The sequence below is a fragment of the Pseudescherichia sp. L3 genome, assembly GCF_024656065.1.
Classification (GTDB): domain Bacteria; phylum Pseudomonadota; class Gammaproteobacteria; order Enterobacterales; family Enterobacteriaceae; genus Pseudescherichia.
The window spans coordinates 375,132-399,609 of record NZ_JANKYC010000003.1 but is presented as its reverse complement, the minus strand read 5'-3'; the positions used below and the strand labels follow the sequence as shown (position 1 = coordinate 399,609).

General features: G+C 57.7%; 27 protein-coding genes and 1 other annotated feature. Of the genes, 18 read left to right on the top strand and 9 right to left on the bottom strand.

Annotation, left to right across the window (positions count from 1 at the left end; all coding sequences use genetic code 11):
- The first annotated feature begins 34 nt into the window (after positions 1 to 34).
- Positions 35 to 109: a sequence feature (ROSE (Repression Of Heat Shock gene Expression) occurs in the 5'-region of heat shock genes and acts as an RNA thermometer to modulate expression.), on the top strand.
- From ibpA to NR795_RS17155, 5 genes are all read left to right on the top strand, one after another.
- A complete protein-coding gene (gene ibpA, locus NR795_RS17175) occupies positions 103 to 516 on the top strand; it encodes a small heat shock chaperone IbpA (protein ID WP_042393452.1) in 414 nt (137 codons plus the stop codon). (Overlaps the previous feature by 7 nt.)
- 110 nt (positions 517 to 626) lie before the next feature.
- On the top strand, positions 627 to 1,055 hold the full coding sequence (gene ibpB / locus NR795_RS17170; RefSeq protein ID WP_042393451.1) for a small heat shock chaperone IbpB: 429 nt from the start codon (positions 627 to 629) through the stop codon (positions 1,053 to 1,055).
- Between the two features lie 170 nt (positions 1,056 to 1,225).
- The gene (locus NR795_RS17165) at positions 1,226 to 1,573 is read left to right on the top strand and encodes a YidH family protein (protein WP_144818294.1); all 348 of its coding nucleotides are present in this window, start codon (positions 1,226 to 1,228) and stop codon (positions 1,571 to 1,573) included.
- Positions 1,563 to 1,934 carry a DUF202 domain-containing protein gene (locus tag NR795_RS17160; protein WP_257758840.1) on the top strand — a complete coding sequence of 124 codons (372 nt, stop codon included), beginning with the start codon at positions 1,563 to 1,565 and terminating at the stop codon, positions 1,932 to 1,934. Before NR795_RS17165 ends, NR795_RS17160 begins: the two co-directional genes overlap by 11 nt.
- Positions 1,935 to 1,985: 51 nt before the next feature.
- A complete protein-coding gene (locus NR795_RS17155) occupies positions 1,986 to 3,071 on the top strand; it encodes a glycoside hydrolase family 5 protein (RefSeq protein WP_257758839.1) in 1,086 nt (361 codons plus the stop codon).
- On the opposite strand, the gene emrD is transcribed toward NR795_RS17155, so the two are convergent.
- Both emrD and NR795_RS17145 read right to left on the bottom strand, forming a co-directional pair.
- Positions 2,974 to 4,158, bottom strand: a complete 1,185-nt coding sequence (gene emrD, locus NR795_RS17150; protein WP_144818300.1) for a multidrug efflux MFS transporter EmrD — start codon at positions 4,156 to 4,158, stop codon at positions 2,974 to 2,976. The genes NR795_RS17155 and emrD overlap by 98 nt on opposite strands.
- Before the next feature lie 174 nt (positions 4,159 to 4,332).
- Positions 4,333 to 5,166: a DMT family transporter gene (locus NR795_RS17145; protein ID WP_257758838.1), complete on the bottom strand. Its 834-nt coding sequence runs from the start codon at positions 5,164 to 5,166 to the stop codon at positions 4,333 to 4,335.
- Between the two features lie 194 nt (positions 5,167 to 5,360).
- On the opposite strand from NR795_RS17145, the gene ivbL reads away from it, so the two are divergent.
- From ivbL to ilvN, 3 genes are all read left to right on the top strand, one after another.
- The gene (ivbL, locus tag NR795_RS17140; protein WP_144818304.1) at positions 5,361 to 5,459 is read left to right on the top strand and encodes an ilvB operon leader peptide IvbL; all 99 of its coding nucleotides are present in this window, start codon (positions 5,361 to 5,363) and stop codon (positions 5,457 to 5,459) included.
- A gap of 100 nt (positions 5,460 to 5,559) precedes the next feature.
- Positions 5,560 to 7,239: an acetolactate synthase large subunit gene (gene ilvB / locus NR795_RS17135; RefSeq protein ID WP_144818307.1), complete on the top strand. Its 1,680-nt coding sequence runs from the start codon at positions 5,560 to 5,562 to the stop codon at positions 7,237 to 7,239.
- Between the two features lie 3 nt (positions 7,240 to 7,242).
- Positions 7,243 to 7,533: an acetolactate synthase small subunit gene (gene ilvN, locus NR795_RS17130; RefSeq protein WP_144818309.1), complete on the top strand. Its 291-nt coding sequence runs from the start codon at positions 7,243 to 7,245 to the stop codon at positions 7,531 to 7,533.
- 1 nt (position 7,534) lies between these two features.
- Here the strand turns inward: ilvN and NR795_RS17125 are convergent, their stop codons facing one another.
- Positions 7,535 to 8,323, bottom strand: coding sequence for a DeoR family transcriptional regulator (locus tag NR795_RS17125; RefSeq protein ID WP_144818311.1), 789 nt, complete (start codon positions 8,321 to 8,323; stop codon positions 7,535 to 7,537).
- Positions 8,324 to 8,511: 188 nt separating this feature from the next.
- Between NR795_RS17125 and rbsK the strand changes: the two genes are divergently transcribed.
- From rbsK to nepI, 5 genes are all read left to right on the top strand, one after another.
- Entirely contained in the window at positions 8,512 to 9,432 is a 921-nt protein-coding gene (gene rbsK, locus NR795_RS17120; RefSeq protein ID WP_144818313.1) for a ribokinase, read from the top strand.
- A gap of 31 nt (positions 9,433 to 9,463) precedes the next feature.
- Positions 9,464 to 10,780, top strand: coding sequence for an L-fucose:H+ symporter permease (fucP, locus tag NR795_RS17115; RefSeq protein ID WP_144818315.1), 1,317 nt, complete (start codon positions 9,464 to 9,466; stop codon positions 10,778 to 10,780).
- Positions 10,781 to 10,791: 11 nt separating this feature from the next.
- Positions 10,792 to 11,808 carry an aldose 1-epimerase family protein gene (locus NR795_RS17110; protein ID WP_257758837.1) on the top strand — a complete coding sequence of 339 codons (1,017 nt, stop codon included), beginning with the start codon at positions 10,792 to 10,794 and terminating at the stop codon, positions 11,806 to 11,808.
- A 65-nt stretch (positions 11,809 to 11,873) separates the two neighbouring features.
- Positions 11,874 to 12,326: a DUF1198 domain-containing protein gene (locus NR795_RS17105; RefSeq protein WP_257758836.1), complete on the top strand. Its 453-nt coding sequence runs from the start codon at positions 11,874 to 11,876 to the stop codon at positions 12,324 to 12,326.
- A 149-nt stretch (positions 12,327 to 12,475) separates the two neighbouring features.
- A complete protein-coding gene (nepI, locus tag NR795_RS17100) occupies positions 12,476 to 13,660 on the top strand; it encodes a purine ribonucleoside efflux pump NepI (protein WP_144818321.1) in 1,185 nt (394 codons plus the stop codon).
- 52 nt (positions 13,661 to 13,712) lie between these two features.
- On the opposite strand, the gene NR795_RS17095 is transcribed toward nepI, so the two are convergent.
- The 5 genes from NR795_RS17095 to NR795_RS17075 all read right to left on the bottom strand — a co-directional run bounded on the left by NR795_RS17095 (position 13,713) and on the right by NR795_RS17075 (position 18,604).
- The gene (locus NR795_RS17095; RefSeq protein WP_144818323.1) at positions 13,713 to 15,092 is read right to left on the bottom strand and encodes a carbohydrate porin; all 1,380 of its coding nucleotides are present in this window, start codon (positions 15,090 to 15,092) and stop codon (positions 13,713 to 13,715) included.
- Between the two features lie 144 nt (positions 15,093 to 15,236).
- Entirely contained in the window at positions 15,237 to 15,539 is a 303-nt protein-coding gene (locus NR795_RS17090; protein WP_042393431.1) for a PTS lactose/cellobiose transporter subunit IIA, read from the bottom strand.
- Position 15,540: 1 nt separating this feature from the next.
- Positions 15,541 to 16,932, bottom strand: coding sequence for a glycoside hydrolase family 1 protein (locus NR795_RS17085; RefSeq protein WP_144818325.1), 1,392 nt, complete (start codon positions 16,930 to 16,932; stop codon positions 15,541 to 15,543).
- Positions 16,933 to 16,951: 19 nt separating this feature from the next.
- Complete coding sequence (locus NR795_RS17080; protein WP_257758834.1) at positions 16,952 to 18,277, bottom strand: PTS sugar transporter subunit IIC; 1,326 nt, start codon at positions 18,275 to 18,277, stop codon at positions 16,952 to 16,954.
- 12 nt (positions 18,278 to 18,289) lie between these two features.
- The gene (locus tag NR795_RS17075; RefSeq protein ID WP_144818524.1) at positions 18,290 to 18,604 is read right to left on the bottom strand and encodes a PTS sugar transporter subunit IIB; all 315 of its coding nucleotides are present in this window, start codon (positions 18,602 to 18,604) and stop codon (positions 18,290 to 18,292) included.
- Between the two features lie 291 nt (positions 18,605 to 18,895).
- Here NR795_RS17075 and NR795_RS17070 point away from each other — a divergent pair, with 291 nt between their 5' ends.
- Entirely contained in the window at positions 18,896 to 19,852 is a 957-nt protein-coding gene (locus NR795_RS17070) for a LacI family DNA-binding transcriptional regulator (RefSeq protein ID WP_257758832.1), read from the top strand.
- A 53-nt stretch (positions 19,853 to 19,905) separates the two neighbouring features.
- On the opposite strand, the gene NR795_RS17065 is transcribed toward NR795_RS17070, so the two are convergent.
- Positions 19,906 to 20,439, bottom strand: coding sequence for a carboxymuconolactone decarboxylase family protein (locus tag NR795_RS17065; protein WP_144818329.1), 534 nt, complete (start codon positions 20,437 to 20,439; stop codon positions 19,906 to 19,908).
- Positions 20,440 to 20,561: 122 nt separating this feature from the next.
- Here NR795_RS17065 and NR795_RS17060 point away from each other — a divergent pair, with 122 nt between their 5' ends.
- The 4 genes from NR795_RS17060 (at position 20,562) to NR795_RS17045 (ending at position 24,471) form a co-directional block, all read left to right on the top strand.
- Positions 20,562 to 21,476: an AraC family transcriptional regulator gene (locus NR795_RS17060; protein WP_257758831.1), complete on the top strand. Its 915-nt coding sequence runs from the start codon at positions 20,562 to 20,564 to the stop codon at positions 21,474 to 21,476.
- On the top strand, positions 21,473 to 22,381 hold the full coding sequence (locus NR795_RS17055; protein ID WP_144818333.1) for a LysR family transcriptional regulator: 909 nt from the start codon (positions 21,473 to 21,475) through the stop codon (positions 22,379 to 22,381). Before NR795_RS17060 ends, NR795_RS17055 begins: the two co-directional genes overlap by 4 nt.
- Positions 22,382 to 22,483: 102 nt before the next feature.
- Entirely contained in the window at positions 22,484 to 23,245 is a 762-nt protein-coding gene (locus NR795_RS17050; protein ID WP_144818334.1) for an SDR family oxidoreductase, read from the top strand.
- 35 nt (positions 23,246 to 23,280) lie between these two features.
- Positions 23,281 to 24,471: an MFS transporter gene (locus tag NR795_RS17045; protein WP_257758830.1), complete on the top strand. Its 1,191-nt coding sequence runs from the start codon at positions 23,281 to 23,283 to the stop codon at positions 24,469 to 24,471.
- Positions 24,472 to 24,478 lie beyond the last annotated feature (7 nt).

The window sequence follows — 24,478 nt, the reverse complement described above, 5'->3', positions numbered from 1 at the left end:
ACAACGTAGTCGGAAGAACATGCCTACGGGGTGTTCTGGCTTTAAGAGCCTGTCCATAGTGGAAGGTTCAAAAATTTCTCGCTGATTTCAGGAGCTTATTGTATGCGTAACTTCGATCTCTCTCCGCTTTACCGTTCTGCCATTGGTTTTGACCGCCTGTTTAACCTGTTAGAAAACAACCAGAGCCAGAGTAACGGCGGCTATCCTCCGTATAACGTTGAACTTGTTGACGAAAACCACTATCGCATTGCGATTGCCGTGGCCGGCTTTGCCGAAAGCGAACTGGAGATCACCGCTCAGGACAACCTGCTGGTGGTGAAAGGCGCTCGTGCAACCGAGCAAAAAGAGCGTAGCTATCTCTATCAGGGCATCGCCGAACGTAACTTCGAACGTAAATTCCAGATCGCTGAGAACATTCACGTTCGCGGCGCGAATCTGGTCAACGGCCTGCTGTTTATCGAACTGGAACGCGTGATCCCAGAAGAGAAAAAACCGCGCCGTATCGAAATTAACTAATTTCCCGGGTCGCCGTGGCGGCCCAGATCGTACCCTTGCTCGCCGTCAGGGAGCAGATGCGCGTCACACGATGCGTAGAACATTTCTTGCTTCAAAGAAGGAGAAACACCATGCGTAACTACGATTTATCCCCGCTGCTGCGTCAATGGATCGGTTTTGACAAACTGGCCAACGCCCTGCAAAACGCCAGCGAAGGCCAGACCTTCCCGCCCTATAACATCGAGAAGAGCGACGATAACCACTACCGCATTACCCTTGCGCTAGCCGGTTTCCGTCAGGACGATCTGGAGATCCAGCTGGAGGGCACGCGCCTCAGCGTTAAAGGCACCCCGGAAAAACCGGCCAACGAGCCGAAGTGGCTGCATCAGGGGCTGGTGATCCAGCCGTTCAGCCTGAGCTTTACCCTGGCCGACCATATGGAGGTCACCGGTGCCACCTTCAATAACGGGCTGCTGCATATCGACATCAGCCGCAACGTGCCGGAAGCCATTGCTCCCCAGCGCATCGCCATTAGCGAGCGCCCGGCGCTGAACAGCTAATCTGCACGATGTAAAAAGGCCCCGCATGGGGCCTTTTTTGTATCTACTCTGTAGGCCGGGTAAGCGGAGCGCCACCCGGCGGCGTACAGTTTCATAAGGATGAACTCTCTCCCGCAGTGTGGCATGCTGGCCCTATCGCTTTACGGTCAGGACAACCACAAGGATACCGCATGAAAATTTCTCGCCTCGGTGAAGCGCCGGACTACCGCTTCTCGCTGGCAAACGAGCGCACTTTTCTCGCCTGGATCCGCACCGCGCTGGGTTTTCTGGCGGCGGGGGTAGGCCTCGATCAGCTCGCCCCGGATTTTGCCACCCCGCTTATTCGCGAGCTGCTGGCGCTGCTGCTCTGTCTTACCTCCGGCGGGCTGGCCGTTTTTGGCTACCTGCGCTGGCTGCGCAATGAGAAGGCGATGCGCCTGAAGCAGGATCTGCCCTATACCTATAGCCTGCTGGTAATTAGCATCATGCTGCTCGTCGTTGCCGCGGTGGTGATGGCGCTGGTCTTCTATGCCGGATAGCCGCAAAGCCCGCCGTGAGCAGGACCCCGGCCTGCAGCCCGAGCGCACGTCGCTTGCCTGGCTGCGCACCCTGCTGGGCTACGGCGCGTTGCTGATGCTGGCGGTAAAGCACAACGGGCAGCAGGCTGGATCGGCTTTCTGGGTGGCGATTGCCCTGCTGGCGGCGGTGGCGCTGATCCTCTGGCGCTACACCCTGAAACGTAACCTGATGGACGTCGGACGCAGCGACTTTCTGCGCCCGTCAGCGGTGCGGGACAAGCTGCTGGTCGCGCTAGGGGTGCTCTCGCTGGCGCTGCTGTTTGCCGCTACCCATTTCCAGCAGATCGCACTTTTTCTTCTCGCTGCGCTACACGCCAGTTAAAAAAGCATGCTAAAAAATAGCGGTGCGTTAACTCACCTTTTCAGGCTACCCGTGTATAAGCTTTCCATTGCTGCTGCGTTACTGCTTGCCACCCCTGCCGTTTATGCTGAGCCGCCGCTGACGGCCGCACGCTATGCGGTGCAGCTCGGCGTCGGGATGGACGTTGACTGGGCGCGCACCGAGCGCGGCATCCGCGAGTTCGATCCGTTAGTCGTGCGGGATTTTGCCGCGCAGGGGATCCGCCATGTCCGCATCCGGGTAGCAGGCGAGCCGACGGAGGCGCGGCTGATTCATCTGCGTAAGCTGGTTCAAGCCTGCGAGCAGTACGGCGTGATCCCGATTATCGCCTGGCAGGCTGATGAGTATAAAAACGATCCGAAACCCGAGAATGAAAAAGAGGTGGTGAATTGGTGGATCGCCGTTGCGCACTACTTTGGTAACAGCTCGCCGCAGTTAGGCTTCGATCTTATTTATGAACCCGCAGACAAGCTGAACCATAATCTCGCCTCGCTCAACCGCGTCTACGAAAAAACCATCAAAGCCATTCATGATATTGACCCACAGCGCATGATCTTTATCGCGCCGCGCCTGCGTGCGGCCCCGGAGGATCTCGCTAACCTGAAGCTACCCGCACACAGCCAAAATTACCTGCTGGCGGAGTGGCATATCTTCCCGTGGGGACCGCTCAAGAGTAACGGCAAGTATCCGTGGACATCGGGCACGGCGGCGGAGAAGTCAGCGATTCGAAATCGCATCAACGTCGCGCTGCGCTGGCAGCAAAAAACCGGCCACGTTAGCTGGGTAGGCGGCTGGGGCGTCGGTGAATCGAGCCATTTTACCCCCACCGCGTCGCAAATGGCCTTTGCCACCTTTATGGCCTGTGAGCTGCAGCAGGCAAAAATTCCTTACGCCATCAATGCCGATTCGCAGTTTTACGATGGCGAAGAGGGGGCGTGGCGTCCCATCGCCGAACCACTGCTGAAGACAATGGTGGCCCCGACATGTGAAAAGCCCGGCGAGAAGCCGGGCCATCATAATGTTAAACAGGCTGTTCGTGATGCGGGACACGCGACGCCAGCGGCAGCCAGCACAGTAAAATTAGCAGTCCCATCAGGGTCATCAATAAACCGAGACTAGCCTGGCCGGTTTGCGGCATCAGGGCAGAGAGCCATGCCAGCGCGCCGGAACCGATATTCTGTAGACCACCGACCAGCGCGCCCGCCGTCCCGGCGAGGAACGGGAACGGCTCCATTGCGCCACTGGTGGCGAGTGGGAAGAGCATCCCCGCGCCAAAGAAGAACAGCGCCGCCGGGATCAGCAGGGTCCAGACGCTCATTACGCCAAACAGGCCCGGGATCCACATCATCACCCCTGCCAGCAGGCAGCTCATCACCGACTGCCACATCAGGGTGGAGAAGCGTTTATTCTGGCGTCCGGCGAACCATGCGCCAAAGAAGGCCGCCGGGATCGGCAGAATAAACAGAATGCTTACCACCATACTGCTCAGACCGAGTCCTGCGCCTAACAGTACGCCGGAGCAGGCTTCAAATACGGCAATACCCGCCAGGCCACCAATCAGCATCAGCAGATAGCAGTTGAATGACCCGCTACCAAAAAGCACTTTGTAGCTGGTGAGCAGTTTCGTGCGCGGAGCGTCTGCGGGCCGGGTTTCGGGCATCCAGCGCGCCATGCTGAAGGTGACTAACACGCACAGCACCAGAAGGAAGGCGAAGCAGGCGCGCCATGACCAGAGGGTATTCAGCAGGCCGCCAATCAGCGGAGCCAGCAGCGGACTCACCAGAATTCCCATGTTTAACAGGCTGTTGGCATGACGAAGCTGGGTACCCTGATACATATCACGCGGTAAGGTTCGCGCCATCACGCCGCCGACGCCGGTCCCGACACCCTGCAACGCGCTGGCTGCAATTAATACGGTCAGGCTATGGGTGGTCAGGGCAATCAGCGTCGCCACCATGAAGATGCTCATGCCCACTAAAATAACCGGGCGACGCCCTACGCGATCGGACAAGGGGCCATAGACGAGCTGCGAGAGGCCATAGGTCAGCAGATAGGCCGCCATCACGCTCTGCACTGCGCCGTCACGGACGTGAAAGTCCTTTGCCATGTCGGCAATGGCTGGAATGTAGATGGTTTGCGCCATCTGACCGACCGCCACCAGTAACACCAGCATCAACAATAAGTTAACGTTCCTTTGTCTTTTCATGTCGCCGAATATGTTTGCCAAATAAGAGAAATAAAGAATAAGTCACTGCGCATTCCATAAATGCGCGAGAAATCTACCACAGTACGGCGATAAGTTAAGTATCAGGCTGATGAATGAGCAAGAGTAAAAAGGCAGGATTTATGAACAATGTTGGCAACTAATATTGCCTGGGTGTTACGCCAGGCGTAACAGAATAGCTCCGCAGGCAATGCCCAGCGCAGCAGCGATGCGTACGCCAGCAACCCGCTCTTTTAAGAGTAGAAAAGCGATAAGCGCGCCGAAAAGTATCGACGTTTCGCGCAGAGCCGCGACCACGGCCAGCGGAGCCTGGGTCATGGCCCACAGGGCCAGGCCGTACGATCCCATGGTTCCCGCCCCGCCAAACAATCCTTTTTTCCAGTGCAGGCGCAGATAGTTGGACGCTTCGCGGCGGCGCGCCACCATCGCCCAGCAGAGCAGACAGAAGCCGTTCATAAAGAAGGTCCACAGCGTATAGCCCAGCGCGGTGTCAGACAGACGCACGCCGGTGCCGTCCACCAGCGTATACCCGGCGATAAAGCAGGCGTTCAACAGCGCCAGCCAGATGCCCTTGCGTGACTGGATGCGGCCATTCAGCGCCATAGCCAGTATCGACAGACAGATGACGCCGATCCCACCCCAGGCGAGCCACGAAAGCGTATCCTCTAATGCCAGGACGCTAATCAGCGCGACCAGCAGCGGGGCCGTGCCGCGCATCAGGGGATAGGTTTGGCTCATATCAGAAACCTGATAGGTTTTTGCCACCAGCACCGTGTACACCACCTGTAACGCGCAGGATACCGCTAAAAAAGGCCAGCTGGCGGCGGAGGGCTGCGGCGAGAAGGGTAGCAGGATCAGGGCGATAAGCGCCGCGGAGCCGCTAACGCCGATCGCGGCGTAGAGTTTATCCGTTCCGGCTTTTACGATGGCGTTCCAGCTGGCATGCAGCAGGGCGGCGAATAATAGAATGCAGAAAACAGAGAGCGTCATAGCGAATCGGGTGATGAATTGTCATACAACTGTAACACTTAACCCTGTTTTAGCCGCGTTTTTGTTTGGCGTTGAAACGTGATCGGTCACACATTTTTATCGCCGCTGCGATAAAACGATTGTCATGCTGCACCGGCTGTGTTTGTATAAATTCAGCTAATAAATAAACAACACAACATACATAAAGGTCCCTAATGAACCCAGCCATGCTGACATCGACTCTACTACGCACCGCGCCATCTGCCGCGGTCGTCGTCGTGCGTGTGGTGGTGGTCGTCGGCATAGCGCCGTAGGGTCCGGAACACACGATTCCAAAACCCCGCCGGCGCAAACCGGGCGGGGTTTTTCGTTTAGACCGCCCGGCAAGCCGGCCCAGAAGAAAAGGACTGGAGCATGGGCACAACTTCGCAGGCAAGGCGCTTTACGGGCGCGCAGCTGATCGTTCATTTACTGGAGCGCCAGGGCATCACCATCGTCACCGGCATCCCGGGTGGCACGGTGCTGCCCCTGTATGACGCCCTGAGTCAAAGCACGCAGATCCGTCACGTACTGGCTCGCCACGAGCAGGGCGCAGGCTTTATTGCCCAGGGCATGGCGCGTACCCAGGGGAAACCCGCCGTCTGTATGGCCTGTAGCGGGCCGGGGGCCACCAACCTGGTGACCGCCATCGCCGACGCGCGCCTCGACTCTATTCCGCTGGTCTGCATTACGGGCCAGGTACCCTCGTCGATGATTGGTACCGACGCCTTCCAGGAAGTGGACACCTACGGCATCTCTATCCCCATCACCAAGCATAACTATCTGGTGCGCGACATCCGCGAGCTGCCGCAGGTGATCGCTGACGCGTTCCGCATTGCCCAGTCAGGCCGTCCCGGCCCGGTGTGGATAGATATTCCTAAGGATATTCAGACCGCAGAGATCGAGTTAGACACCCTGCCGGAGCCGGGTGGCGCTGCGCCAGCCCCGGCATTCAGCATTGAGAGCGTGCATGAGGCGGCGGCGATGATTAACCAGGCCCAGCGCCCGGTACTCTACCTGGGCGGTGGGGTGATTAACGCCCCTGAGCAGGTGCGGACCCTGGCGGAGAAGGCCAGCCTGCCCACCACCATGACGCTGATGGCCCTTGGCATGCTGCCGAAACAGCATCCGCTGTCGCTGGGCATGCTGGGGATGCACGGTGCGCGCAGCACCAACTTTATTCTGCACGAAGCCGATCTGCTGGTGGTGCTGGGGGCACGTTTTGATGACCGGGCGATTGGCAAGACTGAAACCTTCTGCCCGAACGCCAAAATTATCCATGTGGATATCGACCGCGCAGAACTGGGTAAGATCAAGCAGCCGCACTGTGCTATTCAGGGCGACGTCGGCGAGGTGCTGGCTCAGCTGATCCCGCTGATTGCGGAGGAGACACGTGACGCCTGGCGCGATACCGTGGCACAGCTGCAGCAGGAGTTTCCGGCTAACATGCCGGGCGCGGACGATCCGCTGAGCCACTACGGGTTAATTAACGCCGTTGCGGCCTGCGTTGATGACAGCGCGATTATCACCACCGACGTCGGGCAGCACCAGATGTGGACCGCTCAAGCCTATCCGCTCAACCGTCCGCGCCAGTGGCTCACCTCCGGTGGGTTAGGCACTATGGGCTTTGGCCTGCCGGCGGCGATTGGCGCAGCGTTGGCCAATCCCGATCGCAAGGTGCTGTGCTTCTCCGGCGACGGCAGCCTGATGATGAACATTCAGGAGATGGCAACCGCCGCTGAAAACCAGCTCGATATCAAAATCATTTTGATGAACAACGAGGCGCTGGGGCTGGTGCATCAGCAGCAGAGTCTGTTCTACAAGCAGGGCGTGTTTGCCGCGACCTATCCGGGCATGATCAACTTTATGCAGATCGCCGCCGGGTTTGGCCTGCACACCTGTGATTTAAACGCGGCGACCGATCCGCACGCGGCTCTGCAGGAGATCATCTCCCGGCCGGGTCCGGCGCTGATCCACGTCCGTACCGACGCCGAGCAAAAAGTCTATCCAATGGTTCCGCCGGGCGCGGCCAATACTGAAATGGTGGGGGAATAAGCCATGCCACACTCAACACATGACAACGTTATTCTGGAACTCACCGTGCGCAACCACCCTGGGGTCATGACCCATGTCTGCGGCCTTTTTGCCCGACGCGCCTTTAACGTGGAGGGTATTCTCTGCCTGCCGCTACCGGGCGGCGAGCAGAGCCGCATCTGGCTGCTGGTGGCGGACGATCAGCGACTGGAGCAGATGATGAGCCAGATCGACAAGCTAGAAGATGTGGTAAAAGTGGTACGTAACCAATCCGATCCCACCATGTTCAACAAAATTGCCGTGTTTTTCGAGTAGGTTATTCGCTTTCAGCGTCAGGGGTGATCGCCTTGACCGAGCCGTTCCGGCAGTGGAGAGCGTACTCTGCCGGTAGCGGGCGGTCACTGATTAGCACATCAAACTGTGCCAGCGGGGCGATACTGGCGGGGGCGACCTCATCGAAGAGGGCGTAGCGCGCCAGCAAAATCTTGCGGATGCCGTGCTCCATCGCTTTGCGCTTCACCGGCAGATCGTCGAGGTTGAACCAGGTCACACCGTAGTGCTCGTGTACGCCGCTGGCCGAGATAAACACCTTGCGCGGATTGAGCGAATCCAGAATCGACGGGTTATTGGGATCGTAAAAGGCGTCGCTCTTGGCGCGGTAGGTGCCGCCGCAAAGCATGGCCGTGGCGTTAGGCTTGGCGTTCAGCGCCATAAAGACCTGATGCGAGTAACAAATTCCGGTGAAGGTAATCTCGTCAGGGATCATGTCGATCACCAGCGGCATCTCCGGGCCGTTGTCGAAAAACACCAGATCGTTCTCGCTCACCAGCCCTGCGGCGAGGATCGCAATCGGCGTATCATCCCGATGATGGCGGCGCGTGGCTGCGGCAGGCTGGCTGGTGGCCGGGCTGGCGGGCTTGTTAACCATTACGATATAGCCCCCGAGCAGCGCCAGCGGCAGCGGCTCATCCTCCTGGCTAAAGTCGCGGCGAATGGTCATCACAGAAACCTCCAGCATCCGCGCCGCATCTTTAAGATGGATGCGGTCGGTCTTTTTGAGCAGCTCCGTCAGGCGACGAATACGCTCTTTCTGCTTGGTTTCCATTTTCTCTCTCCGCTTTACCAGCCTAATCATCTTCTTATGTTCCTAAAGTAACATTTTCCACCCAGAGCGGGAACGCTGCGGTATCAAATGTTGCTGTAATCGCGAGCGGAGTCACAAATGATACTAAAATAACATGATAATGTTACTTTAATATCATTGTTAAGCGTTTGTTTCTGAGAGGTAGGAAAATGGATATCGCAGTCATCGGCTCCAACATGGTGGATTTAATCACCTACACCCACCAGATGCCGAAGGAGGGTGAAACCCTTGAAGCCCCGGCGTTCAAGATTGGCTGCGGCGGTAAAGGTGCCAACCAGGCCGTTGCCGCAGCGAAGCTCAACTCCAAAGTATTGATGCTGACCAAAGTGGGCGATGACATCTTTGCCGACAACACCATCCGCAATCTCGAATCCTGGGGTATCAATACCACCTACGTTGAGAAAGTGCCGTGCACCAGCAGCGGCGTCGCACCTATTTTCGTTAACCCTAACTCCAGCAACAGCATCCTGATTATTAAAGGGGCGAACAAATTCCTTTCGCCAGAGGATATCGATCGCGCCGCTGAAGATCTGAAGAAATGTAAGCTCATCGTTTTGCAGCTCGAAGTGCAGCTGGAGACGGTCTATCACGCCATTGAGTTTGGGAGAAAGCACGGTATCGAGGTGCTGTTAAATCCGGCTCCGGCGCTGCGCGAGCTGGATATGGCCTACGCCTGCAAATGTGATTTCTTCGTGCCGAATGAAACCGAACTGGAAATTCTCACCGGCATGCCGGTCGACAGCTACGACAATATTCGTCGCGCCGCCCGCAGCCTAACTGATAAAGGGCTGAACAATATTATCGTCACCATGGGCGAGAAGGGCGCGCTGTGGATGACCCGTGATACGGAAGTGCATGTTCCAGCGATCAAAGTGAATGCCGTCGACACCAGCGGCGCGGGCGATGCCTTTATTGGCTGCTTTGCGCACTACTACGTCCAGAGCGGTGATGTAGAAACCGCCATGAAAAAAGCCTCGCGTTTCGCGGCCTTCAGCGTAACGGGCAAAGGCACTCAATCGTCCTATCCCAGTATTGAGCAGTTCAATGAGTTTCTGGCGATAAACGAATAATAAAAACCCCTGCACTGTAAAAGGTAGCACTATGAACGATAAAAACATCGTTCAGATGCCCGATGGGTATCTGAATAAGACCCCTCTGTTCCAGTTTATTTTGTTATCGTGCCTGTTCCCATTATGGGGCTGCGCCGCAGCGTTAAATGATATTTTAATTACGCAGTTTAAGAGCGTATTTTCGCTCAGCAACTTCGCCTCTGCCTTAGTGCAGAGTGCGTTTTACGGCGGCTATTTCCTGATTGCTATTCCGGCATCGTTGGTGATTAAAAAGAGCAGCTATAAGATTGCGATTTTAATTGGCCTGACGCTCTATATTGTCGGCTGTACGCTCTTTTTCCCGGCGTCGCACATGGCTACCTACACCATGTTCCTTGCCGCCATTTTTGCGATTGCCATTGGTTTAAGTTTCCTTGAGACCGCTGCCAACACCTACAGCTCAATGCTGGGGCCAAAATCCCACGCTACGCTGCGCCTCAACGTTAGCCAGACCTTCTACCCGATCGGGGCGGCGGCGGGCATTCTGCTCGGCAAGTACCTGGTCTTCTCTGAAGGCGATAGCCTGGAGAAGCAGATGGCGGGCATGACGCCGGAGCAGATCCACGACTTCAAGGTGCTGATGCTGGAGAACACCTTAGAGCCGTATAAGTACATGATCATGGTGCTGGTCGTGGTGATGGTGCTGTTTATGTTGACCCGCTTCCCGACCTGCAAAGTTGAGCAGACGGCCAACCGTAAACGCCCGTCGGCGATGGACACCCTGCGCTATCTGGCGAGCAACGCCCGCTTCCGCCGCGGCATTCTGGCCCAGTTCCTTTATGTCGGCATGCAGGTCGCCGTCTGGTCGTTCACCATCCGTCTGGCGCTGGAGCTGGGTGATATTAACGAGCGGGATGCCTCCAACTTTATGGTTTACAGCTTTGCCTGCTTCTTTATCGGCAAGTTCATAGCCAACATTTTAATGACGCGCTTCAACCCGGAGAAGGTGCTGATCCTCTACGCTGTCATCGGCGCGCTGTTCCTGGCCTACGTGGCGCTGGCGCCAAGCTTTAGCGCGGTCTACGTGGCGGTGCTGGTGAGCGTTCTGTTTGGGCCATGCTGGGCCACCATCTACGCTGGCACGCTGGATACGGTGGACAACGAGCATACCGAGATGGCGGGAGCGGTGATCGTGATGGCAATTGTCGGCGCGGCGGTGGTGCCAGCGGTGCAGGGCTACGTGGCGGATATGTTCCACTCGTTACAGCTGTCGTTCCTCGTTTCCATGCTCTGCTTCATTTACGTCGGCATCTACTTCTGGCGTGAAAGCAAAGTGCGTCGCGAACTTACCCCAGCAACCGCTTCCTGAGGAGAATGGCTATGAAAACCTGTTTGCCACTGTGGCGTGAGCTTTTTACCACGCAGCCGCGAACGCTGCTGGAGAACGCAGAATTTACGGTCAGCGCCTTCCGCTATCCGAGCGGCGTTGAGGGCCTGAGGGTGGCAAACGCCCGCGGTCATCTGGTGATCTTACCCTGGCTGGGGCAGATGATCTGGGACGCGGAGTTTGACGGCCACGAGCTGACCATGCGTAACATGTTCAGCCAGCCGAAGCCGGCGAGAGAGATTGTCGCAACCTATGGCTGCTTCGCCTTTCACTCGGGCCTGCTGGCAAACGGCTGCCCCTCGCCGGAGGACACCCATGCGCTACACGGAGAGATGGCTTGCGCAGAGATGGACGAGGCCTGGCTGGAGATCGACGGCGACACGCTGCGCGTCGGGGGTCGCTACGAGTATGTGATGGGCTTCGGCCACCACTATCTGGCGCAGCCTGCGGTCACGCTGCGTAAGGCCAGCGCGCTGTTCGACATTGATATGACGGTAACCAACCTGGCCTCGGTGGCAATGCCGCTCCAGTACATGTGCCATATGAACTACGCCTATGTACCCGAGGCGACCTTCAGCCAGAACCTGCCGGACGAAGCGCTGGCGCTGCGGGAGTCCATTCCGGCACATGTGAAACCTACCGAGCAGTGGCTGGCGTTCAACCAGCGTATCCAGCAGGGTCAGACCACGCTGAAGACGCTGAGCGAGCCGGAATATTACGATCCTGAGATTGTCTTCTTTGCTGACAGGCTGGATCGCTACACTGCGACGCCGGAGTTTCAGATGACCGCCCCGGACGGGACCACCTTTGTGACCCGGTTCTCCAGCGCAGAGTTCAACTATGCGACGCGCTGGATTTTATACAACGGCGATCAGCAGGTCGCAGCGTTCGCGCTGCCGGCTACCTGCCGTCCGGAAGGGTTCCTGGCCGCGCAGGCTAACGGCAGCCTGCTGACGCTGGCCCCGCAGGAGAGCCGCAGCTTCACGGTAACGACCGGGATAGCGCACTAAAGAGACTGTATGCGTCGCCGCGTTTACCCGTATGATAAGCATTCTGAGATTGGGCAGGAGCTTTCATGATTTGGTTAACGCTGGCGACGCTGGTTGTTGTTTTTGTAGTGGGTTTTCGGGTTTTGACCTCCGACTCCCGGCGGGCGGTACGCCGTCTGAGCGAGCGGCTGGGCACCACGCCGATGCCGGTTGAATCGATGATCGATCAGCTGGGCAAAGCGGCGGGTGCGGAGTACATTCAGTACCTCTCCCGTCCGGACGAGGCGCATCTGCAAAACGCGGCCCAGACGCTGCTGATCTGGCAGGTGTGCATTGTCGACAGCAGCGAGCAAAACCTCCACTACTGGCACCGGACGCTGCAAAAAGCGCGCCTTGCCGCGCCGCTGACCGACGCCCAGGTGCGTCTGGCGCTGGGCTTCCTGCGCGAGCTGGAGCCGGATGTAGCGGAGATCAACAATTTTCAGATGCGCTACAACGCCTTCTTTATGCCCGACGAGGGCGTGCACTGGCTACATTGAGTACCGTAGCGCCGGATGGCGCTGCGCTTATCCGGCCTACGATATATCCCACGCTCAATTGTTGAATAGTTGCTAAAACGTTAAATGCGTCACACTGAGAATGTTACACTGCGCGACTTTACCGCAATGTGACGTTGCCTGGAGGCAAAATGAGTGAGCATTTACAGGGAAAACCCCACCCGGAACTGGCTCGGCCAAACTGGTCAGCCGTCTTCGCCGTCGCCTTTTGCGTGGCCTGCCTTATCACCGTGGAGTTTCTGCCGGTCAGCCTGCTGACGCCGATGGCGCAGGATTTAGGTATTTCTGAAGGCACCGCCGGGCAGTCGGTCACCATGACCGCCTTTGTGGCCATGTTCGCCAGCCTGTTTATCACCCAAACCATTCGCACCACCGACCGCCGCTATGTGGTGCTGATCTTCTCGGTGCTGCTAACCCTCTCTTGCCTGCTGGTGTCGTTTGCCAACAGCTTTGCCCTGCTGCTGGTAGGGCGCGCCTGCCTAGGTCTCGCCCTCGGCGGTTTCTGGGCGATGTCCGCCTCGCTGACCATGCGCCTGGTGCCAACGCGCGTAGTGCCCAAGGCGCTGTCGGTAATTTTCGGCGCGGTGTCGATTGCGCTGGTAATCGCTGCGCCGCTGGGCAGCTTCCTCGGCGGTATCATTGGCTGGCGTAACGTTTTTAACGCGGCGGCGGTGATGGGGATCGTCTGTACGCTGTGGGTCTGGAAAGCGCTGCCGTCCTTGCCGGGCGAGCCGATGCAGCACAAGCAGAATATGTTTGGCATCCTGAAGCGTCCGGGCGTGCTGGCGGGAATGATCGCCATCTTTATGGCTTTTGCCGGTCAGTTTGCCTTCTTTACCTATATCCGCCCGGTTTATACCAGCATGGCGGGCTTTGACGTCGATGGCCTGACCCTGGTGCTGCTCAGCTTTGGTATTGCCAGCTTTATTGGCACCTCAATGTCGTCCGCATTCCTGAAAAAATCGCTGAAAACGGCGCTGGCCGTTGCCCCCCTGGTGCTGGCCCTGAGCGCTCTGACGCTGATCCTCTGGGGCAGCGATAAAATCGTCGCCTCTGTGGTAGCGGTAGTGTGGGGATTAGCCTTTGCGCTGGTGCCGGTGGGCTGGTCGACGTGGATCACCCGCTCGCTGGCGGATCAGGCGGAAAAGGCTGGATCGATCCAGGTGGCGGTGATCCAGCTTGCCAATACCTGCGGCGCGGCGGTCGGCGGCTACGCACTCGATAACCTCGGCCTGCTCTCGCCGCTGGTGCTCTCCGGCAGCCTGATGCTGCTGACGGCGCTATTGGTGGCTGCGAAAGTACGCGTAAAAGGGTAATTGCTCTCTGCCCGGCTGGCTCTGCGCCGCCGGGCATGACGCTTTAACTACATCAGAACCACGCTTCCCACATCGCGCCGACGTTGAACGAGTCCAGATTGCTCTCTTCCGTACCGTTTACCCGCGCGGTGCGATCGTTATCTACCTGACCGCCAGTGACGTAGAAGCGCAGCATCGGACGGAACTCCGGTCCCATCGCAATCGAAATGTTCTGCGACAGGGTCAGCTTCCAGCCGTGGTTATCCCCGCCCTGATCGAAATCAACCCGCTGATAGCCTGCTTCCAGCCAGGTAGAGTGCACGTCGTTCCACCAGTACATCGGACGAACAATCGCGCCGTAGTTGCGTCGGTTATCCACGCTATTGGCATCGTTATCGTAGTCGTGGAAGGCGAGCAGGTACTCGATCTGTGCCTGCTGGGTAAACTTGTAGTTCCCCTCAAAGCTGGCGTAGATCGCCGTCAGATCGTCGGTTTTGTTGTAGACGCTGTTGTCTGAGTTGTCAGAGTAGCGGGCAATCACTTTGTTCACCCCTTTCTCACCGGTGTGGCTCAGCACTACGCCGCCCTGCCAGGCATTCTTACGCTCGTCGGTATCCACCGCCTTCGAGTCGAAGCCGTAGTTAGCATACAGCTCCAGATCCAGCGGGCCGACCTTCATGCCGTGCACTTTAGAGGTAATGGCGTAGTTGCCTTTATCGCCGGTGCCGGAGCCGCCGGTACAGGTGATACGCGACGGGTTGCCCTCATCGTTCATCACTTCCGGACTACAGGACTCCACCGCTGCCACCGCTGCGACGTCAAACTGAACGCCGCCGATGTCGAAGTTTTTCACCCCTGCGCCCTGGCCGTCGTGGTTCATCCAGAAGTAGTCGTTGATACCCTGTTGCGGACGCTGGTGGAAGTCACGACCTGCCCACAGATAGGCGTTAGGATTAGATTCCAGAATATTGGTCACCCCGGCGTAGGCTTTTTTCAGGTTCACCTCGTCGCCCCAGTGATCGAACATCACGTTGATGTCCCAGATAGCGCCGTTATTGCCTTTAAAGGCTTTCGAGAGCTGGAATTCACCGCCGTTGCCCTCGTTGCCCAGACGACCGATGGCGGAGGAACCGTTATAGGAGCCGTCAACGCCAACGAACTTCTGATCGCCGCCCTGGAACTGCGCCCCGTAGCGGGCATAGCCGGTAAATTTCACGCCGAAGGGGATCGCCATATCCGGCGACTGGGCCGCGGTTTGTGGCTCGGTAATTACATCGGCTTTCTTATCGATCGCCACATCCATTTTTTTCTGCCGCTCCGCAAGGGCTTTATCGACCGCTTTTGCCACAATCGCGTCGATCTGTTCCTGAGTAAACTCCTGGGCGCTGACTGAACCAGAGCAAAGGGCAGCCATAACCGCCAGCGCGACTGGAAGTTTTTTATTTATGTTCATTGTTGTCTCAATCTAATAAATTATTTTTAGACAATAACTATCCCGCCGCCGAGTGCGGAACAGTTGCGCTATCACCATTAGTAGTGAGGTACTGACGTAGGTACAGACTATTTAAAAATGGGCTATCGATTTCTCTATAATAAATTAACGTTGATAGAGACGAATAATCTCTTCGGACAGTTCACGGGCCAGCAGCGACGTCATTAAGTGATCCTGGGCGTGAACCATAATTAAGGTCATTGGCTGGCGGGCTTCCCCGGCGTCCTGCTCGATCAGTTTGGTCTGCATATGGTGCGCCTGGCGAGCGTAGCCGTCCGCCTCGCGCAGCAGGCTGTTTGCCTCGTCAAAGTTGCCCTCGCGCGCGGCGTGCAGCGCCTCGAAGCAGAGGCTGCGCGACTGGCCAGCGTTGACGATAATCTCCATGACGGCCTCTTCCAGTTCAATCATCTTATTGCTCCTCGTTAAATCCGTTATTGGCGGCGGTAGCGGCAAACCACTCTCCGCTGCGTTTTATTGTTCGCGTCTGGGTGGCTAAATCGAGCTGTACAAAACCGTAGCGGTTTTTATAGCCGTTACACCATGACCAGTTATCAATAAACGTCCACATATGGTAACCGAGGCAGTGACAGCCCTCCTGAATACCCTTATGCAACCACTTCAAGTGGCCGGAAACAAACTCAATCCGGTATTGATCGTTTATTTGTCCATGCTCAATAAAACGCTGCTCGTTTTCGACCCCCATGCCGTTCTCTGAAATAAAGCAGCGCGGGTTACCGTAATTAACGCGTAAATTAGTGAGAATGTCGTAAATACCCGGCTCGTATATTTCCCATCCGCGATAGGGGTTCATTTTCCGGCCCGGCATCTCGTAATAATCAAACAGCCACTCCGGCATAAACGGCGAGGCCGGGTTGACCGCGCTGTCGCGGCACTTCACGCGTCGCGGCTGGTAGTAGTTGATCCCCAGCAGGTCGATTTTACCGTCGGCAATCAGGGCGCTGTCCTCCGGGAGGCAGGCCGGCAGCTGATCGTACTGCTTCAGCAGCGCCACTAAGTCTGCCGGATACTCGCCAACCAGCACCGGGTCGAGGAAGCTGCGGTTAAACAGCAGATCGGCATGGTGCGCGGCAGTGAGATCCGCCGGATTGTTTGAGCGCGGATAGGACGGCGTCAGGTTGAGAACAATGCCGATCTCCCCTGGGTAATGCCCGGCGCGGTAGGCGCGAACCGCCGAGGCGTGCGCCAGCACGGTATGGTAGGCCACCGTCGCCGCGCGTTTAAAATCCACCACGTTGGGGTAGTGGAAGTCATACAGGTAGCCGCCTTCCACCGGCACAATTGGCTCATTGAAGGTAAACCAGTGCAGCACCCGGTCGCCAAACAGGTCGAAACAGATCTGCGCGTAGCGGCTAAACGCCTCTACCACCTCACGGTTCTCCCAGCCGCCTTTCTCCTGCATCACCATCGGCATATCAAAGTGGAACAGAGTAATAAAGGGGACGATCCCCTGGGCCAGCAGCTCATCAATAACGTTGTTATAGAACGCCACCGCCTCAGGATTGACCTCGCCCACGCCGTCCGGGATCAGCCGCGACCAGCTCAGCGATGTACGGAAGCTGTTGTGGTTGAGCTGCTTAAGCAGGGCGATATCCTGCCGCCAGTTCTGGTAAAAGGTGGAGGTGTCCTGCGGGCCGACCTGCTGGTGAAAACGGTACGGCTGGCTCGCATACCAGTGGTCCCACGTTGTGGCACTTTTGCCGCCCTGCTGACTCTGCCCTTCGGTTTGCAGCGCGGAGCTGGCGCTGCCCCACCAGAAATGCTCTGGAAATGCGTATTTCATCTCTTTTCTCTCCCGTTAATTACTGACGCACGGTGCCAGCCAGCGGCGTCACGTCCTGCGCTTTCTGCTCTTCGGTTTTCATCAGCGAACGCTCATAGGCCCGGAGGAAAGGCAGGTACATCAGGGCGGACAGCACCATGCAGATCCCGCACATGATGACCGGGCTCAGCGCCCAGTTAGCGGCCCAGGATGCGCCGATAGGGGCTGGCGTTGTCCACGGCGTTAGCGAGACCACCTGTGCCAGCCAGCCCAGTTTCGTTGCGGCATAGGCGAGGCAGGCGTTAATCATCGGCACGAAGACGAAGGGGATAAACAGCATCGGGTTCATGATGATCGGCGCGCCAAACAGAATCGGCTCGTTGATATTAAAGAAGCTCGGGACGATGCCCATTTTGCCGATGGTGCGCAGATGGGTAGCACGGCTACGCAGCAGCAGGAAGGCCAGCGGCAGGGTAGAGCCAACGCCGCCAATCAGCAGGTAGTGATCCCAGAAGCCTTGCAGATAGATGTGGGGCAGCACCGTGCCCGCTGCCAGCGCGGCCTGGTTAGCGGAAAGGTTCGCCATCCAGAACGGGTTCATAATGCCGGTAACGATCAGTGACCCGTGAATGCCGGCAAACCAGAAGATCTGGCACAGCAGCACAGAGAGCAGGATGGCAGGCAGCGAATCCGACGCCGAAACCAGCGGCTCCAGCAGGTGCATGATCGCCTGGGGCAGGATCATGCCGGTTTGCGCCTCGATAAACAGGTTCAGCGGGTGCAGCGTGCCGATAATCACCACCACTGGGATCAGGATCTCAAACGAGCGCGCCACACCGGTGGGGACCTCTTTCGGCAGGCGGATAGTGATGTTGTTCTGCTTCAGCCACACATAGACGCGGGTGGAGTAGATCGCGGTGATCAGCGCGGTAAAGATCCCCTGGCCAGAGAGGTACTGGGTGGAGATTTTGCCGTCGGCATAGGGTGCAGCCACCAGCAGGAAGGCCATAAACGCCAGCAGCCCGGACATCACCGGATCGAGATTAAACTGCCGACCAAGGCTGGCACCGATCCCGACCGAGATAAAAAAGGTCATGACGCCCATGCTCAGGTTAAAGGGCAACATCAGCTGTTCGCGATAGGTCTGGGAGAAGTCGAGCCAGCCGCGCGCGAAGCTGTTGGTGGTGTCGGCGGAGAAGGGCGGGAAGATAAACACCAGCATGAAGGAGCCGATGATCATAAACGGCAGCGCGGCGGTAAAGCCATCGCGGATGGCGATGACATACTTCTGTTGCCCCAGACGTCCCGCCAGCGGCGTGATGGACTGCTCGATAACGGCAACCATGGATTGATATAACGAACTCATAGGAACACCCTTTTAGTGTGCCGCTTCAATGAGCGACAGAGCAAAGTCCAGCACCTTATCGCCGCGCTGCATACCGTAGTCCATTGGATTAATGGGCTGAACGGGAATGCCGTGGGCGGCAGCCTTTTCTGACAGCGAGTTAAGCATGTATTTTACCTGCGGTCCCAGCAGCACCACCTGGTAGCGTGGAAACTGCGTATCAAACTCCGCTACGCCGTACGCATCGATCTCAACCGGTAAACCTCTCTCATCTGCCGCTTCGACCATTTTCCTGACCAGCAGACTCGTAGACATTCCTGCAGAGCAGCACAGCATGATTTTGTTCATCATCCCCATCCTCTAAATGTTAAAAGTTATTACAATGATGATTGGATATCATATGGAAACCGGTTTCCATCACTCAGGCATCGAAGTGTGATACCCATCAAAGTCCGCAGGATATAGGGTAATTTTCCTGGATTTACATCACAGGTTTTATGGCTCACTACCCGCAATAAGGGATAAACGGAAAATCGGTTTCCATGGGAAATAGAATGCAGCTATACTGCTGCTGGCGATATTATGCTCCATGTTTTGCTTGTTTTTCGGGCTGTATATTCGGCCTGACAGGGGAAAAAGATGTCTACAATCAACGATGTATCACGTCTGGCGGGAGTATCTAAAGCAACCGTCTCACGGGTGTTGAGTGGGTCACGCGGCGTCAAAGAGGCCAGCCGGCAGGCGGTATTAAAAGCCGTCGAAGAGCTAAACTACCGGCCCAACGTCATTGCTCAGTCTCTGCTCAGTCAGACCACCGGCTGCATTGGCGTCATCTGCGCCCAGGATAATATCAACCAGACCACTGGCTACCTCTACGCGCTGGAGAAGCACCTCAGCCAGCATCAGAAGCACCTGCTTTTGCGCTTTGCCAACAGCCGGTCACAGGTGATTAGCGCTCTCGACGAGTTGACCTGCGGTCTCTGCGATGATGTCCTGATTATCGGCGCGCGTTTTCCGCTGAATAACCTTGGCTATGATGATGTGATTCTGGTGGACTGCGCGGAAGCCGATATGCCGAACAGTATTCAGTTCGATCACGCTTTCGCGGCGGAAACGGCCTGCAACTATTTGATTAGTCAGGGTCGACGCCAGATAGCGCTTATCCACCCGGACGTGAGCGGCTCCGCTGAGCGGGTGCTGCTGGGCTACAAGCACGCCCTGGAAAACAACTTCCTGCCCTTTAACCGTAATCTGGTGTTTATGGATTCTACCTCGGCCTCGGTTGCGCTCCAGGTGCTGCTTAACAACGCCACCACGCTGAACTTTAATGCCCTACTGGTCGCCGATGAGCAGGAGGCGCAGCGGGTGATTACCCAGCTGCAGGCGTTTAATAAATCGGTACCGGGTGACATCATGGTCTTTAGCCTCGCTGGCTCCGTGCACCTGCCGGGTATCCCAACCATCCCGGCTATCGAATACTCAATGGACGCGATGGCGGCCCGCATCGTCAGCTGGCTGAGTGAAAAAACCCAGGACGTGCTGGGCGCATGCGTACTGCGCGGGGATCTCATTATTCCGGATATGCGCCAGCGCTAACCTACCCTACGGTCGGAGAAGCCGGGCAAACGCAGTGCCGCCCGGCATTTTGCTTAGTTCACCTTCGGGAAATCCACGACGGTGTCGTTCACCCGGTTAATCATATTGGTGAACAGAATGGCGCTGACCGCGCTGATGGTCTCCACGACCTGACGATCGCTAAAGCCCGCGTCGCGGAAGCGAGTAACGGTCTCCTCCGACAGCGTGCCGCGCGTCGTCACCAGCACTTTCACAAATTTCACCAGGGCATCAATGTGCGCATCTTCCGGATAGTCGGCCCGGCGCAGCTGCTCGGTCTGCTCAACGCTGTAACCCGCCATCTTGCCGGTCAGGGTATGGGCTGCCAGGCAGTAGTCACAGCCAGAGGCTTCGCTGACGGCAAGGTTAATTGCCTCCAGCTCGCGTTTGTTCAGACTGCTTTTCGCCAGTGTGGCATTGTGTTGCAACGCCTGGGCGAGCATATCCGGCGCGTTGCCGATGGTCTGGTAGGCGTTGGGCACTTTGCCCATCGCACGTTTAATGGCGCTAAAGAGTTCAGCAGTCTGGCCAGTGGCGCTATCGGGCTGGATGGTGGTTAAACGGCTCATGATCTTCTCCTGTCAGTTTATGGGTTCCGCCGTATTGGCGATGGACTCATAATAGGGCGTCCGCGGCAGGGCCATTGCCGCTTATCGTCTCGATTTTTTGTCCTGTCGTCTCAGGAGAAGTTATGGATAGCCTTAGCCAACTGCTTGCTATGCTGGCCCCGGCGTGTGCCGTTAACCTGCACTGCCGCTTTGCCGGGCGCTGGGAGGCCGACCATCCGCAGCTTGCCGCTGGCACCGTGCCCTGGCACGTCATTCTGCGCGGTGAAGCCCGGCTGGTGATAGCGGGCAGGACCCTTGACGTGCGCGCCGGAGATATTCTTCTGCTGCCCCACGGATCGCCGCATCTGCTGCAGGGGCTGGTGGAGTGGGGGCAGGTCGCACCCGTGGCGAAGCGCCATAACGGCACGCTAACCGAAGTAGAGACCCGCGGGCCGGGTCCTGCGGTAGAGGTGCTGTGCGGCGAGTTCCATTTTGGGCCGGGGTATAGCTGGCTCTTTGCCGAAAACGCGGCGCTGATCCATCTGCAAACCCACGATCGCGAAGATTGTCCGGAGCTGGAGCTCCTGCTGACGATGCTGGTACGGGAGAGCCTGACCCCGCAGCCGGGCGCGGCCACGATTGTCAAAAGCCTGGCCGCGACGCTGCTGGCGTTGCTGATGCGGATTTTACTCTCCCTGCATGAACCTCCTGCCGGGCTGCTGCGCCTGATGAGTGATAAACGGCTGGCCCCGGCGCTGCTGGCGGTATTGGCCGATCCGGCCCACCCATGGACGATGGAGATCATGGCCGAGCGCTGCTTCTTATCCCGCGCCACCTTTGCCCGCCACTTTGCCCGCAGCTATCACCAGACGCCCCAGGCCTGGCTCTCCCAGCTGCGCCTGGCCCTCGCCTCGCGCCTGCTGCTGGAGGAGAAGCAGTCAACCGTGGATGCGGTCGCCGGACGCTGCGGGTTTCTGTCACTGGCCTCGTTTACACAGGCCTTTAAGCGCCTGTATGGTATGACTCCAGGCCAGTATCGAAAGAGAACAAAAGCATGATTCGCCTTGAAGATGTGACGCTGTTTGTGCGCGCGGCGGCGCTGGGAAGTTTCTCCAACGCCGCACGGGAGGCCGATCTGCTCCCGGGTCAGGTAAGCGCTGCCGTTCACCGGCTGGAGCGCGATCTCGATAAGCGCCTCTTCGCCCGCTCTACCCGCAGCCTGCGGCTAACGGCAGAGGGGGAGACGTATCTGCCGTTCGCCCAGGAGCTGCTGGCCGTGATGCAGGCCGGTGAGGAGAGTCTGCACAGCGGTAATGACGAGCTACAGGGCGAGCTGAAGGTAGCGATGCCGTCGGATATCGGGCGCAACGTCCTGCTGCCGCTGATTACCCGCTTCTGCGACCAGCACCCGAAAATCACGCTGCGGCTCTCTCTCTCCGATCAGGTCAGCGATGTCTTTCGCGATCCGATAGACGTTGCCATTCGCTACGGCGTGCTGGATAACAGCAGCTACGTGGCGCTGCCGCTAGCAGAGAACAACCGTCGCGTGCTGGCCGCTTCCCCGGCCTACCTTGAAAAGTACGGTCGGCCCGCCAGCCTTGACGAGGTGACGCAGCACCACTGCCTGCTGTTTACCATGAACAGCCACGTCTACGACAAGTGGAGCTTCCCTGAGAACGGCGCCCGCCGCCAGCTAACGGTCAAAAGCCGCCTGCTCTGTGACGACGCCGACGTAGCACGACGCTGGGCCGTAGAGGGCATGGGCATTGTCTATAAATCGTGGATAGACATCAGCGCCGACGTGCAGGCCGGACGGCTGGAGATACTGCTGCCCACGCACCCAGGGGAGGCCGCGCCGTTGAATCTCATCTGCCCGCACCGCAAACAATTCTCTCCGGCTATTCGCCAGCTACACAGCACGCTGCGAACACATCTGACCGCGATTACCCAACTGCTACCCTGACACGAAGATGTCCTGAATCACTACCTTCTACGTCATTTAAGACATCACGAAAGGGCATAAAATGATTTCACCAACCCAATAACACAACACAAGGTGAACATCATGAAGCTGACCCATAACACTGTTTTTATCACTGGCGGCACCTCTGGCATTGGCCGGGCGATGGCTGAGCAGTTCCACAGGCTGGGCAACCAGGTGATCATCTCCGGTCGCCGCAAAGCGCTGCTCGATAGCGTCACCGCTGCCAACCCGGGGATGGATTCGGTAGTGCTGGACGTTACCGATGCAGCAAGCGTTCAGGCGGCGGCCAAGAGCGTACTGTCTCGCTACCCGGCGTTGAACGTCGTCATCAACAACGCGGGTATCATGCCTTTTGATAACGCCGCTGGCGTGCAGGATGACGCGATGGCCGTCTCGCTGCTCAATACCAACCTGCTGGGGCCGGTACGCGTTACCTCAGCATTTATCGAGCATCTGAAAAAGCAGCCGGATGCGGTGCTGATCAATAACAGCTCCATCCTCGCCTTTATCCCGTTGGCGAGTAACGCGCTCTACTCTGCCACCAAGGCGGCGATCCACTCCTACACGCTCTCCCAGCGCTTCCTGCTGCGTGATACCGGCGTGAAGGTAATTGAGATCTCCCCGCCGTGGGTCGATACCGATCTGATCTACCGCAGCGGTGACGACCGGGCCATGCCGCTGGATGCTTTCATCAGTGAGACGTTCGAGAAACTGGGTACGGATAATATCGAGGCTATCGTTGACCGCGTGCTGCCTGCCCGCGCCAATCCAGGGGCGAATGAGCACACGGTAGTGAACCAGTTCAACCAGGCGATGGTTGAGAATCCAATCCCCGTTGCGTAACCGCTGGCTGGCTCCGGCCTGAAGAGATCAAGGCGATGAAAACTGACATTACCCTACCCCAGCGCCGGGCGCTTTGGGCGCTAAGCCTGGCCTATTTTGTGCAGGCGACCGGAGCGCTCTCCGTGGCGGGGAGCCTTGGACCGATTTCCCACGCCTGGGGACTGACCGATGCCCAGAGCGCTCGCCTGCTGGCCATTTTCGGTCTTACCTTTGCCGTAGGTGCCCCGCTGGCACAGGTCTTTTTCGGCCACGTCAGGCGTCGCCAGCAGGTGGTTGTCGGGATGATTGTCTTTGGTTTGGGGGCATTTCTGTTTGCCCTCGCCCCGAGCTACCGCGAGCTGCTACTCTCGCGGGTAGTGATGGGCCTCGGCGCATCGCTGATCGGACCGGTGCTGGTGGCGCTCGGCTCGGAGTTGGTTAAAGAGAAGGAGCGGGGTAGCGCCATCGCCACGATCCTGCTGGGCGTGTCGATGGCCAGTATGGTCGGCATTCCGCTGGCGGCCTGGGCTGCAAACCTGCTGGGAGCGCGAATGCTGTTTACCCTTGTTGGCATAATGAGCGCATTGTCGGTCATCAATATTATGCTGAGCGTGCCGAACAGCGTTGCCGGGGTGAATGTACGTCTGCGCCAGGTCGGGCAGGTACTGGTGCAGCCGAAAGCTCTGATGGCGTTTCTGGTTGTGTTTTTTATTACCGCCGGCGTCTACGACATGTACGCTTTTATCTCGCCGATTGTGCGTGATACCTGGCATGGGAGCAGCAGCAGCGTGTCGGTTGCGCTGGCGGTAATTGGCGTGGCAGGGATCCTTGGAAACCTGTATGTCTCGCGGGCTGCCAGGATCTATAGCGCTGAGCGCCTGTTGAGCGCTGGCATCGTGCTACTGATAGCGGATATGGTGGTCATAACTCTACTGACGGGCAAGCTCGCGCTGCTCTATATTGCGCTGGTGTTCTGGGCCTTTGCCACCGACCTGCTGTGGCCCACGCAGCAGCGCAGGATTGTGGAGATAGCCGATCCGCAGACACGGGGCATCTCTCTGGCCCTGACCAGCGCATTTATGTTCTGTGGGATAGGTTTTGGCTCCGCCGTCGCCGCGTGGATCTATCCGCTCTATGGCTTTTATGGCGTAATGGTCAGCGCAATACTCTTTCTGCTGCTGGCACTGGTAAGTCTTTGGCTCTCAGAGCATTTTCGCGCGCAGCCCCGCCAGGCGGTAAACGTCTGAATTTTCA

Excerpts from the sequence above, each read along its gene's own strand:
- ivbL (WP_144818304.1), top strand. The coding sequence starts at position 5,361 with ATGAACCCAGCCATGCTGACATCGACTCTACTACGCACCGCGCCATCT.
- NR795_RS17095 (WP_144818323.1), bottom strand. The coding sequence starts at position 15,092 with ATGAACATAAATAAAAAACTTCCAGTCGCGCTGGCGGTTATGGCTGCC.
- NR795_RS17075 (WP_144818524.1), bottom strand. The coding sequence starts at position 18,604 with ATGAACAAAATCATGCTGTGCTGCTCTGCAGGAATGTCTACGAGTCTG.
- NR795_RS17060 (WP_257758831.1), top strand. The coding sequence starts at position 20,562 with ATGGATAGCCTTAGCCAACTGCTTGCTATGCTGGCCCCGGCGTGTGCC.
- NR795_RS17070 (WP_257758832.1), top strand. The coding sequence starts at position 18,896 with ATGTCTACAATCAACGATGTATCACGTCTGGCGGGAGTATCTAAAGCA.
- rbsK (WP_144818313.1), top strand. The coding sequence starts at position 8,512 with ATGGATATCGCAGTCATCGGCTCCAACATGGTGGATTTAATCACCTAC.
- NR795_RS17105 (WP_257758836.1), top strand. The coding sequence starts at position 11,874 with ATGATTTGGTTAACGCTGGCGACGCTGGTTGTTGTTTTTGTAGTGGGT.
- NR795_RS17065 (WP_144818329.1), bottom strand. The coding sequence starts at position 20,439 with ATGAGCCGTTTAACCACCATCCAGCCCGATAGCGCCACTGGCCAGACT.
- NR795_RS17050 (WP_144818334.1), top strand. The coding sequence starts at position 22,484 with ATGAAGCTGACCCATAACACTGTTTTTATCACTGGCGGCACCTCTGGC.
- NR795_RS17110 (WP_257758837.1), top strand. The coding sequence starts at position 10,792 with ATGAAAACCTGTTTGCCACTGTGGCGTGAGCTTTTTACCACGCAGCCG.
- NR795_RS17160 (WP_257758840.1), top strand. The coding sequence starts at position 1,563 with ATGCCGGATAGCCGCAAAGCCCGCCGTGAGCAGGACCCCGGCCTGCAG.
- NR795_RS17085 (WP_144818325.1), bottom strand. The coding sequence starts at position 16,932 with ATGAAATACGCATTTCCAGAGCATTTCTGGTGGGGCAGCGCCAGCTCC.
- ibpB (WP_042393451.1), top strand. The coding sequence starts at position 627 with ATGCGTAACTACGATTTATCCCCGCTGCTGCGTCAATGGATCGGTTTT.
- NR795_RS17080 (WP_257758834.1), bottom strand. The coding sequence starts at position 18,277 with ATGAGTTCGTTATATCAATCCATGGTTGCCGTTATCGAGCAGTCCATC.
- NR795_RS17045 (WP_257758830.1), top strand. The coding sequence starts at position 23,281 with ATGAAAACTGACATTACCCTACCCCAGCGCCGGGCGCTTTGGGCGCTA.
- ilvB (WP_144818307.1), top strand. The coding sequence starts at position 5,560 with ATGGGCACAACTTCGCAGGCAAGGCGCTTTACGGGCGCGCAGCTGATC.
- NR795_RS17090 (WP_042393431.1), bottom strand. The coding sequence starts at position 15,539 with ATGATTGAACTGGAAGAGGCCGTCATGGAGATTATCGTCAACGCTGGC.
- NR795_RS17125 (WP_144818311.1), bottom strand. The coding sequence starts at position 8,323 with ATGGAAACCAAGCAGAAAGAGCGTATTCGTCGCCTGACGGAGCTGCTC.
- NR795_RS17055 (WP_144818333.1), top strand. The coding sequence starts at position 21,473 with ATGATTCGCCTTGAAGATGTGACGCTGTTTGTGCGCGCGGCGGCGCTG.
- ibpA (WP_042393452.1), top strand. The coding sequence starts at position 103 with ATGCGTAACTTCGATCTCTCTCCGCTTTACCGTTCTGCCATTGGTTTT.
- NR795_RS17145 (WP_257758838.1), bottom strand. The coding sequence starts at position 5,166 with ATGACGCTCTCTGTTTTCTGCATTCTATTATTCGCCGCCCTGCTGCAT.
- nepI (WP_144818321.1), top strand. The coding sequence starts at position 12,476 with ATGAGTGAGCATTTACAGGGAAAACCCCACCCGGAACTGGCTCGGCCA.
- NR795_RS17165 (WP_144818294.1), top strand. The coding sequence starts at position 1,226 with ATGAAAATTTCTCGCCTCGGTGAAGCGCCGGACTACCGCTTCTCGCTG.
- emrD (WP_144818300.1), bottom strand. The coding sequence starts at position 4,158 with ATGAAAAGACAAAGGAACGTTAACTTATTGTTGATGCTGGTGTTACTG.
- fucP (WP_144818315.1), top strand. The coding sequence starts at position 9,464 with ATGAACGATAAAAACATCGTTCAGATGCCCGATGGGTATCTGAATAAG.
- ilvN (WP_144818309.1), top strand. The coding sequence starts at position 7,243 with ATGCCACACTCAACACATGACAACGTTATTCTGGAACTCACCGTGCGC.